The sequence below is a fragment of the Streptomyces sp. NPDC040545 genome, from assembly GCF_055595065.1.
The window spans coordinates 1-16,654 of the sequence record NZ_JBVIWA010000001.1 but is presented as its reverse complement, the minus strand read 5'-3'; the positions used below and the strand labels follow the sequence as shown (position 1 = coordinate 16,654).

The 16,654-nt window shown below is 71.2% G+C and carries 16 protein-coding genes and 1 rRNA gene; 3 read left to right on the top strand and 14 right to left on the bottom strand.

What is annotated here, in order from left to right:
• Nucleotides 1-15 precede the first annotated feature (15 nt).
• From ACZ573_RS00085 to ACZ573_RS00065, 5 genes are all read right to left on the bottom strand, one after another.
• Nucleotides 16-1,683 carry a bifunctional uroporphyrinogen-III C-methyltransferase/uroporphyrinogen-III synthase gene (locus ACZ573_RS00085; protein WP_030722644.1) on the bottom strand — a complete coding sequence of 556 codons (1,668 nt, stop codon included), beginning with the start codon at nt 1,681-1,683 and terminating at the stop codon, nt 16-18.
• Complete coding sequence (hemC, locus tag ACZ573_RS00080) at nt 1,680-2,648, bottom strand: hydroxymethylbilane synthase (RefSeq protein WP_471297274.1); 969 nt, start codon at nt 2,646-2,648, stop codon at nt 1,680-1,682. The genes ACZ573_RS00085 and hemC overlap by 4 nt, the downstream gene beginning before the upstream one ends.
• Complete coding sequence (locus ACZ573_RS00075) at nt 2,645-4,396, bottom strand: glutamyl-tRNA reductase (RefSeq protein WP_471297272.1); 1,752 nt, start codon at nt 4,394-4,396, stop codon at nt 2,645-2,647. The genes hemC and ACZ573_RS00075 overlap by 4 nt, the downstream gene beginning before the upstream one ends.
• Nucleotides 4,393-5,199: a redox-sensing transcriptional repressor Rex gene (locus ACZ573_RS00070; RefSeq protein WP_471297270.1), complete on the bottom strand. Its 807-nt coding sequence runs from the start codon at nt 5,197-5,199 to the stop codon at nt 4,393-4,395. Before ACZ573_RS00070 ends, ACZ573_RS00075 begins: the two co-directional genes overlap by 4 nt.
• Nucleotides 5,200-5,472: 273 nt before the next feature.
• On the bottom strand, nt 5,473-5,760 hold the full coding sequence (locus ACZ573_RS00065; protein WP_301368103.1) for a glutaredoxin family protein: 288 nt from the start codon (nt 5,758-5,760) through the stop codon (nt 5,473-5,475).
• Between the two features lie 98 nt (nt 5,761-5,858).
• Here ACZ573_RS00065 and ACZ573_RS00060 point away from each other — a divergent pair, with 98 nt between their 5' ends.
• From ACZ573_RS00060 to ACZ573_RS00050, 3 genes are all read left to right on the top strand, one after another.
• Nucleotides 5,859-6,833, top strand: coding sequence for an HAD family hydrolase (locus tag ACZ573_RS00060; protein WP_471297268.1), 975 nt, complete (start codon nt 5,859-5,861; stop codon nt 6,831-6,833).
• A 360-nt stretch (nt 6,834-7,193) separates the two neighbouring features.
• Nucleotides 7,194-8,009, top strand: a complete 816-nt coding sequence (locus tag ACZ573_RS00055; protein WP_471297266.1) for an ECF subfamily RNA polymerase sigma factor, BldN family — start codon at nt 7,194-7,196, stop codon at nt 8,007-8,009.
• 228 nt (nt 8,010-8,237) lie between these two features.
• A complete protein-coding gene (locus ACZ573_RS00050; RefSeq protein WP_471297264.1) occupies nt 8,238-9,452 on the top strand; it encodes a DUF5667 domain-containing protein in 1,215 nt (404 codons plus the stop codon).
• 50 nt (nt 9,453-9,502) lie between these two features.
• On the opposite strand, the gene ACZ573_RS00045 is transcribed toward ACZ573_RS00050, so the two are convergent.
• The 9 genes from ACZ573_RS00045 to rrf form a co-directional block, all read right to left on the bottom strand.
• Nucleotides 9,503-10,483 carry a lysophospholipid acyltransferase family protein gene (locus tag ACZ573_RS00045; RefSeq protein ID WP_471297262.1) on the bottom strand — a complete coding sequence of 327 codons (981 nt, stop codon included), beginning with the start codon at nt 10,481-10,483 and terminating at the stop codon, nt 9,503-9,505.
• Nucleotides 10,483-11,568, bottom strand: a complete 1,086-nt coding sequence (locus ACZ573_RS00040; RefSeq protein ID WP_351158059.1) for an NAD-dependent epimerase/dehydratase family protein — start codon at nt 11,566-11,568, stop codon at nt 10,483-10,485. The genes ACZ573_RS00045 and ACZ573_RS00040 overlap by 1 nt, the downstream gene beginning before the upstream one ends.
• Nucleotides 11,569-11,663: 95 nt before the next feature.
• Entirely contained in the window at nt 11,664-11,762 is a 99-nt protein-coding gene (locus tag ACZ573_RS00035; protein ID WP_003948845.1) for a 30S ribosomal protein bS22, read from the bottom strand.
• A gap of 142 nt (nt 11,763-11,904) precedes the next feature.
• The gene (locus tag ACZ573_RS00030) at nt 11,905-12,114 is read right to left on the bottom strand and encodes a helix-turn-helix domain-containing protein (RefSeq protein WP_008738568.1); all 210 of its coding nucleotides are present in this window, start codon (nt 12,112-12,114) and stop codon (nt 11,905-11,907) included.
• A gap of 114 nt (nt 12,115-12,228) precedes the next feature.
• Entirely contained in the window at nt 12,229-13,059 is an 831-nt protein-coding gene (locus ACZ573_RS00025) for a phosphatase (protein ID WP_471297260.1), read from the bottom strand.
• A gap of 107 nt (nt 13,060-13,166) precedes the next feature.
• The gene (locus tag ACZ573_RS00020) at nt 13,167-14,315 is read right to left on the bottom strand and encodes an acetoin utilization protein AcuC (RefSeq protein WP_471298964.1); all 1,149 of its coding nucleotides are present in this window, start codon (nt 14,313-14,315) and stop codon (nt 13,167-13,169) included.
• The gene (locus ACZ573_RS00015; RefSeq protein ID WP_471297258.1) at nt 14,287-15,513 is read right to left on the bottom strand and encodes an MFS transporter; all 1,227 of its coding nucleotides are present in this window, start codon (nt 15,511-15,513) and stop codon (nt 14,287-14,289) included. The genes ACZ573_RS00020 and ACZ573_RS00015 overlap by 29 nt, the downstream gene beginning before the upstream one ends.
• Nucleotides 15,514-15,556: 43 nt before the next feature.
• Nucleotides 15,557-16,222 carry an HAD family hydrolase gene (locus ACZ573_RS00010; protein WP_471297256.1) on the bottom strand — a complete coding sequence of 222 codons (666 nt, stop codon included), beginning with the start codon at nt 16,220-16,222 and terminating at the stop codon, nt 15,557-15,559.
• Between the two features lie 175 nt (nt 16,223-16,397).
• Nucleotides 16,398-16,514, bottom strand: a 5S ribosomal RNA gene (gene rrf / locus ACZ573_RS00005).
• Nucleotides 16,515-16,654: the final 140 nt, after the last annotated feature.

Here is a 16,654-nt window from a genome sequence, read left to right as displayed (position 1 = left end):
CCGGACCTAAGGCGCTCACGTCGTACGACGCCGCCGCGCTCCCGGCCGCCGCTCGCTCGGCCGGAACACCGTCTCGCCGGCCTCCTTGGCCGCCTCGCGGCGCGCCGCACCGTACTCGGCGAGGGCCTCCGCCAGCTTCGACACCGACGGCTCCGGGGACAGGACGTCCACGCGCAGCCCGTGCTCCTCCGCCGTCTTGGCCGTCGCCGGCCCGATACAGGCGATGACGGTCACGTTGTGCGGCTTCCCGGCGATCCCGACCAGGTTGCGGACGGTGGACGAGGACGTGAAGAGAACGGCGTCGAAGCCGCCGCCCTTGATCGCCTCGCGCGTGTCCGCCGGCGGCGGCGACGCCCGCACCGTCCGGTAGGCGGTGACGTCGTCGACCTCCCACCCGAGCTCGATCAGCCCGGCGACCAGCGTCTCGGTCGCGATGTCGGCCCGCGGCAGGAACACGCGGTCGATCGGGTCGAAGACCGGGTCGTACGGCGGCCAGTCCTCCAGCAGTCCGGCCGCGGACTGCTCACCGCTGGGCACCAGGTCCGGCTTCACGCCGAACTCCACGAGCGCGGCGGCGGTCTGCTCGCCCACCGCGGCGACCTTGATGCCCGCGAAGGCACGCGCGTCGAGCCCGTACTCCTCGAACTTCTCACGGACGGCCTTCACGGCGTTGACCGAGGTGAAGGCGATCCACTCGTAACGGCCCGTCACCAGGCCCTTCACCGCGCGCTCCATCTGCTGCGGGGTGCGCGGCGGCTCCACGGCGATGGTCGGCACCTCGTGGGGCACCGCGCCGTAGGAACGCAGCTGGTCGGAGAGCGAAGCGGCCTGCTCCTTGGTCCGAGGCACGAGCACCCGCCAGCCGAACAGCGGCTTCGACTCGAACCAGGACAGGTCCTCGCGCCGCGCGGCGGCGCTGTGCTCACCGACCACGGCTATGACGGGCCGGGCGCCCTCGGGCGAGGGGAGCACCTTGCCCTGCTTGAACACCTGGGCGATGGTGCCGAGCGTCGCGCACCAGGTCCGCTGCCGCGTGGTGGTACCGGCCACGGTCACCGTCAGCGGGGTGTCGGGCTTGCGCCCGGCGCTCACCAGCTCGGCGGCGGCCGCCGAGACGGTCTCCAGCGTCGCGGACACCACGAGGATGCCGTCGCTCGCGCCCACCTCGCTCCAGCAGCGCGCCGATGCGGTCCTCGCGTCGACGAACCGCACGTCCGCGCCCTGCTTGTCGCGCAGCGGGACACCGGCGTACGCGGGCACGCCCACCGCGGTCGCGACACCGGGCACCACCTCGAAGGGGATACCGGCGGTGGCGCAGACGAGCATCTCCTCGGCGGCGTTGCCGTCGAGCCCGGGGTCGCCCGTGACGGCACGCACGACCCGCCTGCCGGAGCGTGCGGCCTCCATGACAAGATTGGCCGCGTCCCGGATCACCGGGACCCCGGCGGCCGCTGACACTTCATCAGCAATCGTCAGCTGCGGCGTGTCGACGTTCGCCCGCGCATGAGTCCGTACGACCTCGAGCACCTCGGGCTCCGCGATCAGTACGTCCGCGGCGGCGAGCGCCTCGACGGCGCGCAGCGTCAGCAGACCCGGGTCGCCCGGGCCGGCACCGAGGAAGGTGACGCGTCCGTGGGCGGCGACGGCCGGATAGGCGGAGGTGGTCGGAATTGAGGGGTTCAAAGCGATCGCTCCCCCATCAGACCGGCCGCGCCCTTGGCCAGCATCTCGTCCGCGAGTTCGCGGCCGAGCGCCATGGCCTCGTCGTACGACTGGGGCACGGGACCGGTGGTGGACAGCTGCACCAGCGTCGTGCCGTCGAGGGTTCCGACGACGCCGCGCAGGCGCATTTCATTGACAATCTCCCCGTCGGCCAGCAGATCGGCGAACGCGCCCACGGGTGCGCTGCAGCCTGCCTCCAGGGTGGCGAGCAGGGAACGCTCGGCGGTCACGGCGGCCCGGGTGTGCGGGTCGTCGAGTTGACCGAGGGCGGCGACGAGGTCCGTGTCGGACGCGAGGCACTCCACGGCCAGGGCGCCCTGGCCGGGCGCCGGCAGGACGCTGTCGACGGACAGCAGGTCGGTCGCTTCGTCACCGCGGCCGATCCGGTTCAGACCGGCGGCGGCCAGCACGACGGCGTCGAGCTCACCGTCGTGGACGAAACCGATCCGGGTGTCGACGTTGCCGCGGATGGGCACCGTTTCGATCCGCTTGCCGAGCGACAGCGCCAGGTGGTTGAGCTGGGCGGTGCGCCGCGGCGAGCCGGTGCCGATACGGGCGCCGTCGGGCAGCTGCTCGAAGGTCAGGCCGTCCCGGGCGACGAGCGCGTCCCGCGCGTCCTCGCGGCGCGGCATGGCCGCGATCACGAGGTCGTCGGGCTGCGCGGTCGGCAGGTCCTTCAGCGAGTGCACGGCGAAGTCGACCTCTCCGCGCAGCAGCGCGTCGCGCAGGGCGGTGACGAACACGCCCGTCCCGCCGATCTGCGAGAGGTGCTCGCGCGAGACGTCGCCGTAGGTCGTGATCTCCACGAGCTCGACGGCCCGGCCGGTGACGGCCCGTACCGCGTCGGCGACGTGCCCCGACTGGGACATGGCCAGCTTGCTCCGCCGCGTACCGAGCCGCAGCGGCTGGTCGGGACGTGTGTTCATGATGCCCGTCCTGGGTCGTCGTCGTTCATCGGATCGGCCGCGTCCGCCCGGCTGACGGAAGCAACCGTCTGAGGGTCGAGGTCGAAGAGTTCGCGCAGCGCTTCCGCGTACCCGGCGCCGCCGGGCTCGCTCGCAAGCTGCTTGACGCGCACGGTCGGCGCGTGGAGCAGCTTGTCCACGACGCGGCGTACGGTCTGGGTCACCTCGGCGCGCTGCCGTTCGTCGAGGTCGGGCACGCGCCCGTCGAGCCGCGCCACTTCCATGGCCACGACCTCGGCCGCCATGGCGCGCAGGGCGACGACGGTGGGCGTGATGTGCGCGGCCCGCTGCGCCGCACCGAAGGCCGCCACTTCCTGGGCGACTATCCCGCGTACGGCGTCGACGTCGGCCGCCATCGGGGCGTCGGCGGACGCCTCCGCGAGCGACTCGATGTCCACCAGCCGTACGCCCGGGATCCGGTGCACGGCCGCGTCGATGTCCCTGGGCATGGCCAGGTCGAGCAGCGCGAGCCGGACGGCGGTCGGCTGGGCCTGCGTACGGGTGCTCCTGCGGGGCTGCCGCTGTGCGGCGGCCTCGCCCTGGTCGGCCCAGGTCCCGTGCAGTTCGAGGGAGTTGGCGTCGACGCCGGTCAGCGCGGAACGCCCATCCGGCCCGACGGGACACCCGTCGCCCTCGACAGCGGCAGCCATCGTCCGCACGGCCCCGGCGTCGGCCAGGCGGCCGCCGTCCCGCGCAGCAGCAACGAGCCGCGCAATGACAGCCGCATCCACCGATTCCAGCCCCGCCGGCACATCCAGCCCCGCCAGGGGGTACCTCCCAGCGGTAGCTGGGGGAGTTTGAGGCGCCGGGGCCGGGGCGGAGCCCCGCTCTTCCAGCCCCGCCGGCGTTTGAGGCGCGGGGTCTGGGGCGGAGTCCCAGGACACGGCGGCCAGCACGTCGTCAGCGCTCAGCACGAGCCCGGTCGCACCGGTGCACGAGACGACCACGTCGACTCGTGTCAGCTCATCCGCGACGCGAGCCATCGGCACGGCCACCGCCGCGACCCCGGTGCCCGAGGCAACCAGAATCTCCGCAAGCCGCTCCGCCCGGTCGGCGGTCCGGTTCGCCACGACGATCTCGGCGACCCCGACCCGCGCCAGCGTGGCCGCGGCCAGCGAGGACATCGACCCGGCGCCGATGACCAGCGCCCGCTTGCCCGCGGCCCACTCGGCCACCGGCGTCCGCACGGCGAGCTGCTCCAGCCCGAAGGTCACCAGCGACTGGCCGGCCCGGTCGATCCCGGTCTCGGAGTGCGCCCGCTTGCCGACCCGCAGGGCCTGCTGGAACAGGTCGTTGATCAGCCGCCCGGCGGTGTGGAGCTCCTGCCCCAGCGCCAGCGCGTCCTTGATCTGGCCGAGGATCTGCCCCTCGCCCACGACCATCGAGTCCAGGCCGCACGCCACCGAGAACAGGTGGTGCACCGCCCGGTCCTCGTAGTGCACGTACAGGTAGGGGGTGAGCTCCTCCAGCGCGACGCCGCTGTGCTGCGCGAGCAGCGTGGACAGCTCGGCGACACCGGCGTGGAACTTGTCCACGTCCGCGTACAGCTCGATCCGGTTGCAGGTGGCCAGCACGGTCGCCTCGGTCGCCGGTTCGGCGGCGAGGGTGTCGTGCAACAGCTTCACCTTGGCATCGGCGGACAGCGAGGCCCGCTCCAGCACGCTCACGGGTGCGCTGCGGTGGCTCAGCCCTACGACGAGCAGACTCATGCCGGCATCACCGCCGGCACGTCGCCCTCGGGCCCGCCCTTGCGCTGCTCGGCGGCGGTCCGCCCGGCCGGCGGCACCACGGCCGCGGCGGGGGCGGCGCCGCCCACGGAGGAGCCGCCGGCGGCAGCGGCGGCCGCTTCCTCACCGGCCTTGCGCTGCTCGTGGAAGGCGAGGATCTGGAGCTCGATGGAGAGGTCGACCTTGCGCACGTCCACGCCCTCGGGCACGGACAGCACGGTGGGCGCGAAGTTCAGGATGGAGGTGACACCGGCCGCGATCAGCCGCTCGCTGACCTGCTGGGCCGCGCCGGCCGGCGTCGCGATGACACCGATCGAGACGCCGTTCTCCTCGATGATCTTCTCCAGATCATCGGTGTGCTGGACGGGCATGCCGGCGACCGGCTTGCCGGCCATCGCCGGGTCGGCGTCGATCAGCGCGGCCACGCGGAACCCGCGCGACGCGAAGCCGCCGTAGTTGGCGAGGGCGGCGCCGAGGTTACCGATGCCGACGATGACGACCGGCCAGTCCTGGGTCAGGCCGAGCTCGCGGGAGATCTGGTAGACGAGGTACTCGACGTCGTAGCCGACGCCGCGGGTCCCGTAGGAACCGAGGTACGAGAAGTCCTTGCGCAGCTTCGCGGAGTTGACTCCGGCGGCGGCCGCGAGCTCCTCGGAGGACACCGTGGGCACCGATCGCTCGGAGAGCGCGGTGAGGGCGCGCAAGTACAGCGGAAGCCGGGCGACAGTGGCCTCGGGAATACCTCGGCTGCGCGTCGCCGGTCGGTGAGTTCGGCCAGTTGCCACGATGCTCCTGCGGGATGAGCGGGGCTGCAGGCGGCCACTTGTCCCAGGACCGCCCCGTCGACAGCAGGCTATGCCTTTGTGAACGCGTGCACAAAGATTGTGTCCGCTTTGTCCGACCAAAGTGACCGGGGTCACGCGACTCCGGCACGTAAAGCCGGAACCATCGGCACGTCGAACCCGTTCAAATCCCAAAGGGGGCAAAACCGTGCACACTCCTCACAGATACGCCCCCGAGACCCCATAAATCGCCCATGATGGTAACCGGGAAGAGGGTCAGGCCTCCAACGCCCGCCGGAGCCGGTCGGGGTTCACCCTCCAGAAGGTGTGCTGCTCGCCGTCCACGAGCACGACCGGAATCTGCTCCCAGTGCAGCCGATAGAGCTCCTCGTCCTGCGAGATGTCCTTCTTCTCCCACTGCGCCCCCGTCTCGGCGCACACCTTGGCGACCACCTCCTCCGCCTCGTCGCACAGGTGACACCCCGGCTTCCCGATGAGCGTCACCGTCCGCTCGCCGGGCTGCTTCTTTTCCTTACGGCGCAACAAAGGGCTCATGCCACCCATTCTCCCGCGCCCTCACGTAACAGCAGCGCCCCGAAGAGTTCACGCCTCCGCATCCCATCGGTTCGGGAACTCCCGAACACAGTGGCTATGCTCGCGTCATGGCCGCTCTCGGATGGCTCCCCCCTCGTCGGCGCTCCGCCACCGCACGCAGCGTGCTGGCGGGCGAGGCCTCGGCCGAGGCCGCCCGCAAGACCGCTCTGGCCGAGGCCCCGGCGTTCACCGAACCCGAAACGGAACCGGAAGCCCTCGCCGAAGAGGGCCCGGACCAGGCCCCGGACGAGCCCGTCTTCCCGGTCGCCGGCGACGATCTCGCCGCCGCCTTCTTCGACCTCGACAACACCGTCATGCAGGGCGCCGCGATCTTCCACTTCGGCCGCGGCCTCTACAAGCGCGAGTTCTTCCGGCGCCGCGAGCTCGCCCGCTTCGCCTGGCAGCAGGCGTGGTTCCGGCTCGCCGGGGTCGAGGACCCCGAGCACATGCAGGACGCCCGCGACAGCGCCCTGTCCATCGTCAAGGGCCACAAGGTCTCCGAGCTGATGGCGATCGGCGAGGAGATCTACGACGAGTACATGGCCGAGCGGATCTGGCCGGGCACCCGCGCCCTGGCCCAGGCCCACCTCGACGCCGGCCAGAAGGTGTGGCTGGTCACGGCCGCCCCCGTGGAGACGGCCACGATCATCGCCCGCCGCCTCGGCCTGACCGGGGCCCTGGGCACCGTCGCCGAGTCCGTGGACGGGATCTACACCGGCCGCCTGGTCGGCGAGCCCCTGCACGGCCCCGCGAAGGCGGAGGCGGTCCGCGCCCTGGCCGCCGCCGAGGGGCTCGACCTCGAACGCTGCGCCGCGTACAGCGATTCGCACAACGACATCCCGATGCTGTCACTGGTCGGACATCCGTACGCGATCAATCCCGACACAAAACTGCGCAAGCATGCCCGCACCAACGACTGGCGGCTGCGCGACTATCGGACCGGCCGCAAGGCCGTGAAGGTCGGCGTCCCGGCGGCCGCCGGCGTCGGCGCGATCGCGGGCGGCGCGGCCGCGGCCATCGCCCTGCACCGCCGCCGCAAGTAACAACGCCAGGCCCGGGGCCCACACACCCCGGGCCCGCCCGGACCACGGCCCGGCACCGGGCATTCGCTCACCCCTACCCGCGCCCCCCGCGCGGCACTCCGGCATGCCCGACTCGGTCGCGGAACCCCCTGGAAGCGTCCATTCCGCGTATCCAAGTGATCAAGAATCGATCACCAACTGCGACTGAATATGCCCTCGACACGCAACAGAAGTGTCGGAACCGGTGATTTGAGCAACTGGGTGTAGCGCTGCCTGTACGAAGCGTTATTCTCCTCAAACGCATGCCACCGGCCATCTGTCGCCACGACGGGTGAACGGTCCCGCACTGCACGTGATGGAAGCTCTGCCTCTGGGAGTCCCGTGTACCCACCTGTCGGGGTTGACGCCTCGGGCCTGGCTCAGCTGCGCGCGACGGTCCTCGACCACCTGCGCGGCTTCGTCCCCACCGCGTACGCCGTCCCCGCCTTCGCCGGCGCAGTCCCTGCCGGCTTCGGCCCGGCCGGTCCTTGCTATGCCCTGACCGACGGCGGCGCGACGGTGGGCAGACGAGGTCGGGCCGCCGGCGGCTCGAACGCCGCCGGCACCGGCACCCAGGCCACCACCCACCGCCGCCCCACCGCGGACAGCGACCAGGCCCGCATGATGGACCTGGTCGAACGCGCCCAGGCGGGCGAGGCCGAGGCCTTCGGCCGCCTCTACGACCAGTACAGCGACACGGTCTACCGGTACATCTACTACCGCGTCGGCGGTAAGGCGACCGCGGAGGACCTCACCAGCGAGACGTTCCTGCGCGCGCTGCGCCGGATCTCCACCTTCACCTGGCAGGGCCGCGACTTCGGCGCCTGGCTCGTGACGATCGCCCGCAACCTGGTGGCGGACCACTTCAAGTCCAGCCGCTTCCGGCTGGAGGTCACCACCGGCGAGATGCTCGACGCGAACGAGGTCGAGCGCAGCCCCGAGGACTCCGTCCTGGAGTCCCTCTCCAACGCGGCCCTGCTGGAGGCCGTGCGCAAGCTCAATCCGCAGCAGCAGGAGTGCGTGACCCTGCGCTTCCTGCAGGGCCTCTCGGTCGCCGAGACGGCCCGGGTGATGGGGAAGAACGAGGGCGCCATCAAGACGCTCCAGTACCGGGCGGTGCGCACCCTGGCCCGCCTTCTCCCCGAAGACGCCCGCTGACCCTCCGACACCACACAACCTCACATTCGGTGACCCCTCGATGACGCTGTGGTCAGATCATCCTTCGTCCGTAACCCAAGTGCCGCGACGCTCGTTGTGCGGAATGCAGGCTCCCTGTGGACACGCTTTGCCCGAAGCCGCTCACTCGAAAGTGTGGATGCGCTCAAGGAAGGCAACCTTCCGGACACCTTGGGGAGTCGATCGTCATGACGAGAGGAGGTGCCGCCAGTGATCGCGAACGTGACCCCGCACCGGCGGGCGAACGCCTTCGCCCAGGCCCTGGAGGATCGGACCCCGTCCGATCTTCCAGATCCGGACTCGGCGGCCGAGCAGTCCGAGGCACCTGCCGAACCTGCCGACCACGACCGGCTGTTGGCCCTGGCGAGCGTGCTCGGCGAAAGAATGCCGCGCCCAGTGCTGGACCCCGAGGTCAAGGTGGTGCAACGAGCCCAGCTCATTGCCGCCATGGAGACCATGGTGCTGGAGGAGAGGGCCGGGGGCGGTGCCGCCTCGGACCCTCAGGTGCCCGAACAGCGGACCGGCCGCGGCGCCCACCGGGCGACCCCGCTCCGGAAATTGCGGCCCCGCTCCCGCTGGTCCAAGGGCATCGCAGCGGGCGGCCTCACCGTGGGTGTGGCCGCAGGGGCCTTCAGCGGAGTGGCCGCTGCCAGTTCCGACGCCCTGCCCGGTGACCACCTCTACCCCGTGAAGCGGGGCATGGAGGACCTGAAGCTGGGGATGGCCGACGACGACTCGGACCGGGGCGAGCTCTATCTCGACCAGGCCTCGAACCGCCTGTCGGAAGCCCGTCGGCTGATGGAACGAGGCCGGCTGGGCGACCTGGACCACGAGTCCCTGGGCGCCATCCGCCGCGCCCTGGCGGGCGTGAAGCACGACGCGGAGGAAGGCCACCGCCTCCTCCAGGCCGCCTACGAACGGGACGGCTCGCTCGGCCCGATCCAGAAGCTGTCGTCGTTCTCCCGCTCCCACCGCGACGCGTGGGGCAAGCTCCGCGAGAAGCTCCCGGCACAGCTCACGGACGTGGGCGGTGAGGTGGAGTCGGTCTTCCAGGCCATAGACGAAGACGTGGCGCCGCTGCAGAGCCTGCTCCCCAAGCCACCGGAGCAGACCCGCGGCACCGGAGGCACCCCCGGCTCGTCCGCCAAGCCGGGCAGCACCCCCAGCGGCGGCGGCCACCCGTCCGCCCCGGCCGTCGGCACGCCGTCCGCGGGCAGCCCCGCGGCGCCGTCCCCCTCGGGCAGCTCCCGGCCCCCCGCCGGCGGCCTCCTCGGCGGTACGGGCGACCTGCTCAACCCGCCCGCGGGACAGTCGGCCCCGCCCCCCTCGGGCACGCCGCAGAACCCGAAGCCGGACATCACCATCCCGCCCCTGCTCCCGGGACTCCTCCCGGGCCTGGGCCTGGGCGCGGAGGACGCCGAGTAACAGGAAGGGCGGGGCTGCCTCGGCAGCCCCGCCCTTCCTGTTACGCCTCGTCAGAAGAACACGGACCGCCGCTGCACGAGCAGCTTGTACAGCGTGTGCTGGATCTGCTCCCGCACCTGGTCCGTGAGGTTGAACATCAGCATCGGGTCCTCCGCCGCCTCAGCGGCGTAGCCGTCCGTCGGGATCGGCTCCCCGAACTGGATCGTCCACTTCGTCGGCAACGGCACCGCACCCAGCGGCCCCAGCCACGGGAACGTCGGCGTGATCGGGAAGTACGGGACGCCCAGCAGCCGTGCCAGCGTCTTCGCGTTGCCGACCATGGGGTAGATCTCCTCCGCCCCCACGATCGAGCACGGCACGATCGGCGTGCCGGCCCGCAGCGCCGTCGACACGAACCCGCCGCGCCCGAACCGCTGCAGTTTGTACCGGTCCCCGAACGGCTTCCCTATCCCCTTGAAGCCCTCCGGCATCACACCGACCAGCTCCCCGGCCTCCAGCAGCCGCTGCGCGTCCTCCGCGCACGCCAGGGTGTGCCCCGCCTTACGGGCCAGCTCGTTGACCACCGGCAGCATGAACACCAGGTCCGCCGCCAGCAGTCGCAGGTGCCGCTCGGCCGGGTGGTGGTCGTGCACGGCGACCTGCAGCATCAGTCCGTCGAGCGGCAGCGTCCCGGAGTGGTTCGCCACGATCAGCGCGCCGCCCTCCGCCGGGATGTTCTCGATGCCCTTGACCTCGACCCGGAAGTACTTGTCGTACAGCGGCCGCATCAGGGACATCAGGACCTGGTCCGTCAGTTCCTTGTCGTAGCCGAAGTCGTCGACCTCGTAGTCCCCGGTGACCCGTCGCCGCAGGAACGCCAGCCCGCCGGCGATCCGCCGGTCCCAGCTGTCGCCGGGCGCCGCCGCGGGCGCCGGCTCGGGAGCCGCCGGCGGCTCCACCTCCGGCTCGGCCGCGGGCACCGCCCGCACCCGGCGGGGGATCCGCCGCCGGGGCCGGTCCTCGTCGAACGGAATGACCTTGGCGTCCGCCACTATCGCTTCGCTCCTTCAGCCGCGTAGGCGTCGTCCTCGAGCCCGTCGAGCCCGTCTGCGTCCAGCATGGCCGCCACCCGGTCCACGACCCGTCCGACCCGCTCCGGCGGCAGCAGACCGGTCCCCCGGCTCCGTGCGAAGTCCGCGAAGGTCTCAGCGGTCGTGTAGAGGGGTTCAAAGCCGAGCACCTCACGCATCTGCGTGGTCTCCACGACCCGGCCATGGGTGAGCAGCCTTATCTGCTCCGGCGAGAAGTCACTGGCCCCGACCGCCCGCAGCGCGGCGCCCACCCAGTTCAGCGCGGGCAGCAGCAGCGGCAGCGTGGGCCGCCCGAGCCGCCGCGAGCACTGCGACAGCAGCAGTACGCCGTCACCCGCGATGTTGAACGTCCCGCTGTTCAGGGTCCCGCGCCTGGGCTCCCGCGCCGCCAGCCGCAGCACTTCGAGGACGTCGTCCTCGTGGACGAACTGCAGCCGCGGGTCGTACCCCAGCACGGTCGGCATCACCGGGATCGAGAAGTACTCGGCGAGCGCCGAGTCCGCGAAGGGCCCCAGGATGTTCGCGAACCGCAGGACGCACACCGCGACGTCCGGCCGTCTGCGCGCGAAGCCCCGTACGTAGCCCTCGACCTCGGCGGCGTCCTTGGCGAAGCCGCCCGCCGGGAGGGATTTCGGCTCGGTGGTCTCGGTGAAGACGGCCGGGTCCCGGGGGGTGCCGCCGTAGACGCTGGTGCTCGACTTCACCACGAGCCGTCGTACTGTCGGCGACTTCTGGCAGGCTCCGAGGAGCTGCATGGTGCCGATGACGTTCGTTTCCTTGACGGTGCTGTGCGCACCGCCCGTTCCCGCACTGCCTCCGGTGACCGCAAGATGGACCACCGTGTCCACGGCGTGCTCGGCCAGCACTCTGGCGATCGCCGACTGTCTGATGTCCGTACGGACGAACTCGGCCGATCCGAGCCGGTGCGGCGGTGTCATCGCGTCCACCGCGATCACCCGCTCGACGTCCGGGTCACGCTGGATCCGGCGCACGAAGCGGCCGCCCAACTGCCGGGCAGCCCCGGTGACGAGTACGACCTTCCCCACGAGCTCAGCGCCTCCCTCGAAGAAGTCCCCCGGCTGCACCGCAGCCCCTCCACCAGGATGGTGGAGGGGCTGCGGAGAACACGTACAGCTGCCGTTTACTTCTTGTTACGGCGCTGGACGCGGGTGCGCTTGAGCAGCTTGCGGTGCTTCTTCTTAGCCATCCGCTTGCGCCGCTTCTTGATAACAGAGCCCACGACTACCCTCGCTCACTTCTCTTCACTGGTGCGGGGCGTCTGGGCCCACACGACCTACGTCGGCCTAGCCTACCCGCCCGAGCTCTGAGCTTGTAATCCGAGCGCTTCCGCGTCGTAGCCAGGGGCGTCCCGAGCCTCAGTCTCAGGCCGACTCCACCCCCACATAGGACTCTCGGAGGTACTCGTGGACCGCGTTCTCGGGGACCCGGAAGGACCGGCCCACCCGGATTGCGGGCAGATGACCGTTGTGCACCAGCCGGTACACGGTCATCTTCGACACTCGCATCACCGAGGCGACCTCCGCCACGGTCAGGAACTGAACCTCACTGAGAGGCCTCTCGCCAGCAGCCATGACACACCTTGACCTTCCGCGCATGACGGGCACCGGCTTCCCCTCCGGTTACTCCTCGTCGTCGCACGCTCACTCCCCAGAGTAGGGGCGCGTGATACGAGTGGGGAAGAGGAGCTACGGCCACTCCTGCCGTCCCGTCAGACTCGCGCGGCCGAGCACGTACCGCGTGAGCGGTCGGTAGTAATCCGCTCGCACCGCGTCATCAAGTGGAACGGCCACCGAGACCCGCCCCTCGGCCTCTCCGACGAACAGCGCGGGATCATCCGTATCCGCCAACCCGATGGCCTCCACACCGAGCTGACCTGCACCGCAGACCCACCCGTGGTCCCCCACCACCAGCTCCGGCAGCGGCCCGCCGGCCTCCGCGAGAGCCCCCAGGGCCACCCGAACCGGCAGCGGCGAATGGGTGTGCACGCCGGTGGCACTCCCCGGCACCCGCACGCCGGGTTCCCGCACCAGTGCGACCCCCCGTACGTATTCGATGCTGTACGTGCGTACGCCGAACCGGGTCGCCATGTCGACACTCACCCCCTGCGCCGGAGTGAGGACAACACATCCCGCCGCCGACAACGCCTCCGCCAAACCGGCGTAGAAGCCCAGGAGTCGATGCGGATGGCCCGTCCCGAACAACACCGGCGACCGCGCCCTCGCCGCCTCGCACAGCCGCCCCGCGAAGGCTTCCAGCGCGGCCACCGTCCGCTCCGGATCGATCACGTCCAGCCCGCTGACGTGCGCCGGATCCGCCGAGACCCCGCACTTGTCCGCCATCAGCCTCAGCAGGTCACCCTCGCCCCACGCCCACTCCGGATCCAGCCCCAGCATCACCCGCGGATCCCGCGCCGCGAACAGCCGGTAACTGCGCAGGCTCTCCTCCCGGGAGGTGGCGACGGGCCCGGCCAACCGGGCGGCCAGCAGATGCGCACGCAGCGCGCCGGTGCTCAACACCCTCCGATGCTGCCCCAACGCATCTGGCGGTTCATCAATTCCACCGAACAGCCCCACAGTTGGCGTAACGATGCATCAACTTCGCCGCCGCAGTCCCGGCCGCACGCTCAGGTCAGCATGCCGCGCAGCGGGAACACCGCCCGCCGCGTGGCCAGAACGGCCTGATCCGTCCGGTCCGCCGGGTCGTAGCCCGCGTCCCAATCCGGCCACGACGGGGTCCGCCCGTCCGTCATCCGGGACGGCGCCAACTGCCGCGTCCGCGCGTACACCTCGTCCCGCCACGAAGCGGGCACCGCCGACTCGGGATCCACCGGCCGGTGCGCGGCGATCCCCACCAGATGCGTCCACGACCGCGGAACGACGTCCACCACCGCGTACCCGCCCCCGCCCAGCGCCAGCCACCGCCCGTCCGCGTACTCGTGGGCGAGCCGGTGACAGGCCTCCTGGACGGCCCGCTGCGCGTCCAGCGAGACCGCCAGGTGCGCCAGCGGGTCCTCGAAGTGCGTATCGGCCCCGTGCTGGGTCACCAGCACCTGCGGCCGGAAGTCCGCCAGCAGCTCCGGCACGACCGCGTGGAAGGCCCGCAGCCAGCCCGCGTCGCCCGTCCCGGCGGGCAGCGCGATGTTCACCGCCGACCCCTCCGCCCCCGGACCGCCGGTCTCCTCGGGCCAGCCGGTCTGCGGGAACAGCGTCCGCGGATGCTCGTGCATCGAGATGGTCAGCACCCGCGGGTCGTCCCAGAAGGCCGCCTGCACACCGTCCCCGTGGTGCACGTCCACGTCCACGTACGCGACCCGCTCGGCCCCCAGCTCCAGCAGCCGCGCCACCGCCAGCGAAGCGTCGTTGTAGACGCAGAAACCGGCCGCCCCGCCCGGCATCGCGTGGTGCAGCCCGCCGGCGAAGTTCACCGCGTGCTCGGCCTCACCGTGCCAGAGCGCCTCCGCGGCCGCCACCGACTGCCCGGCGATCAGCGCGGAGGCTTCGTGCATCCCGTGGAAGGCGGGATCGTCCAGGGTCCCCAGCCCGTACGAACCGTCCGCGACCCCCGGGTCGGCGGACACCTCGCGCACCGCAGCCACGTAGTCCTCCCGGTGGACCAGCCGCAGCGTCGAATCCCCGGCCGCGGGCGCCGCCCGTACCTCCATCGCCCGGTCCAGCCCGAAGGCACGCACCAGGCCCATGGTCAGCGCCAGGCGCACCGGGTCCATCGGATGGCTCGGTCCGAAGTCATACCCCGTTACCGCCTCGTCCCACATCAACAGCCCGGTCACCGGCTCGCCGCTCATGCCGGACACCGTATCGGGCGCCCTCGGGGCCGAACGAGCGGGCTTGGAAGAGTGTCACCAGGACCAGCGCCATCGGCACCAGCATCGCGCCCCGGTAGCTCCAGGCGTCGCCGACCGCACCGACGAGCGGAGACCCGATCAGGAAGCCGACGTAGTTGAAGATGTTGAGCCGCGCGACGGCCGTGTCGGACGCCCCCGGGAACAGGCGTCCCGCGGCGGCGAAGGTCTGCGGCACGATCACGCACAGCCCGATCCCCAGCAGGGTGAAGCCGAGCATCCCCACCCACGCCCCGGGCGCCGCCGCCACCACGGCGAACCCGGCGGCCGCCACCAGCGTCCCGGCCCGCACCACGGCCGCCGCCCCGAACCGACGCACACCCAGGTCCCCCACGGCCCGCCCCACGAGGGTGGTCACCATGTACACGTTGTAGGGGACGGTCGCCATCTGCTCCGAGCTCCCGAGCACGTCCTGGAGGTACTTGGCACTCCAGTTCGCCACCGTCGAGTCACCGATGTACGCGCACGCCATCACCAGGCAGAGCGGCAGCAGCAGCTTGAAGCCGCCGGTCCCCAGTCCCTTCCCGCCGGTCTCCCCCCGGCCGGCCGTCCCGTCGACGTAGCGCCGGCTCCCCAGCAGCACCAGCGGCAGCAGCACGACCACGGCCGGCAGATAGCTGACGAAGAGGTTCAGCTCCCAGTGCGCCCCCGCCCACGCGGCCGACGCCCCGAGGATCCCGCCGAGGCTGTACGCGGCATGGAAGCCGAGCATGATGCTCCGCCCGTACGCCCGCTGCAGGCTGACCCCGAGCATGTTCATCGAGGCGTCCAGCGCACCCACCGACAGCCCGAACGCCCCCAGCGCCACCGCCACGTGCCACATCTGGCCGCCGGCTCCGACGCCCAGCAGGGACAGCAGCACCAGCGGCTGCGCCCATCGCAGTACGACGCTGGGCGCCACCCGCTTCACCAGGTGCTCGGTGGCTACGCTCGACGCCCCCGCGAGGACCGGCACGGCCGCGAGGAAGGCGGGCAGCAGGCCGTCGGATATCCCGTACCGGTCCTGGATGGCCGGGATCCGCGTCACGAGCAGCGCGAAGGCGACGCCTTGCACGAAGAAACTGAACCCCAGAGCGCCGCGGCCGCGCCGCAGCCGCACATCATCCGTCATGGCGCGTCAGCGTAGGGCCACGGGCTACCCGTGGGTAGAGAGATCACATACCCAGTCCGGCCTCCAGCCCGAGCATTCCGGTGAGCTGCTTCATGTCACCGAAGTGCCCGGTGGCCCCGGGGAGCCGGTCGGCGGGCAGCATCGCCGTGAACGCGTACACGTCCATGCCCGCGGCGACGGCGGCCTGGATGCCGAGCGGACTGTCCCCGACCACCACGCAGCGGGCGGGCTCCACGCCCATCTGCCGCGCCGCGTGCAGGTAGAGATCGGGAGCCGGCTTCCCCTGGCCCACGTCCTGCGCGCTGAAGATCCACTCCTCCTCGAACCAACCGTCGAGCCCGGCGACCCGATGCCCGGCCCGGATCCAGTCATGACTACCGGAGGAGGCCAGGCAATACCCGACCCCTTGTGCGGTCAGCGCTCCCAGCACCTCCTCCACGCCGGGGACGGGCTTCAGCTCCTGCTCGAACGCGGCGAGGGTCCGCGCGTGCAGGGTCTCGTCGAAGTCGGCCGGCAGCTGCTGCCCGGTCCGCTCGACGACGAGGTCGTGCACCCGCGCCACGGCGGCCCCCATGTAGTCGCGGACCGAATCCTCGTAGGTGGTCGGGTGCCCCAGCTCGGTCAGGTACCCGGCGAGGATGCTGTTGGCGAGCGGCTCGCTGTCCACCAGCACGCCGTCGTTGTCGAAGATGACGAGGTCGTAGCCCATACCCCCACAGTACGAACTAAAGGGACGCAGGGCCCGTCTCGCCGGGCCGCCGACGACGCGTCACCGGGCTGCTGCGGCCATTCGGACGACAGCCGGAAGACCGCGAGCAGGGTCGTCGACCCCAGAACGCAGAAAAGCCCCGCACCATAAGGTGCGGGGCTTTCCCACAATGATTGTTCGGCGGCGTCCTACTCTCCCACAGGGTCCCCCCTGCAGTACCATCGGCGCTGAAAGGCTTAGCTTCCGGGTTCGGAATGTAACCGGGCGTTTCCCTAACGCTATGACCACCGAAACACTATGAAATTTGAACGCTGGCATGAACACAGCTGTTCGTTATTTCAGAACTAACACAGTGGACGCGAGCAACTGAGGACAAGCCCTCGGCCTATTAGTACCAGTCAGCTTCACCCGTTACCGGGCTTCCACATCTGG

What these genes read in the sequence shown, in the direction of transcription:
- hemC (WP_471297274.1), bottom strand. Translation starts at nt 2,648, where the DNA reads ATGAACACACGTCCCGACCAGCCGCTGCGGCTCGGTACGCGGCGGAGC.
- ACZ573_RS00075 (WP_471297272.1), bottom strand. Translation starts at nt 4,396, where the DNA reads ATGAGTCTGCTCGTCGTAGGGCTGAGCCACCGCAGCGCACCCGTGAGC.
- ACZ573_RS00065 (WP_301368103.1), bottom strand. Translation starts at nt 5,760, where the DNA reads ATGGGTGGCATGAGCCCTTTGTTGCGCCGTAAGGAAAAGAAGCAGCCC.
- ACZ573_RS00060 (WP_471297268.1), top strand. Translation starts at nt 5,859, where the DNA reads ATGGCCGCTCTCGGATGGCTCCCCCCTCGTCGGCGCTCCGCCACCGCA.
- ACZ573_RS00030 (WP_008738568.1), bottom strand. Translation starts at nt 12,114, where the DNA reads ATGGCTGCTGGCGAGAGGCCTCTCAGTGAGGTTCAGTTCCTGACCGTG.
- ACZ573_RS00020 (WP_471298964.1), bottom strand. Translation starts at nt 14,315, where the DNA reads ATGTGGGACGAGGCGGTAACGGGGTATGACTTCGGACCGAGCCATCCG.
- ACZ573_RS00015 (WP_471297258.1), bottom strand. Translation starts at nt 15,513, where the DNA reads ATGACGGATGATGTGCGGCTGCGGCGCGGCCGCGGCGCTCTGGGGTTC.
- ACZ573_RS00010 (WP_471297256.1), bottom strand. Translation starts at nt 16,222, where the DNA reads ATGGGCTACGACCTCGTCATCTTCGACAACGACGGCGTGCTGGTGGAC.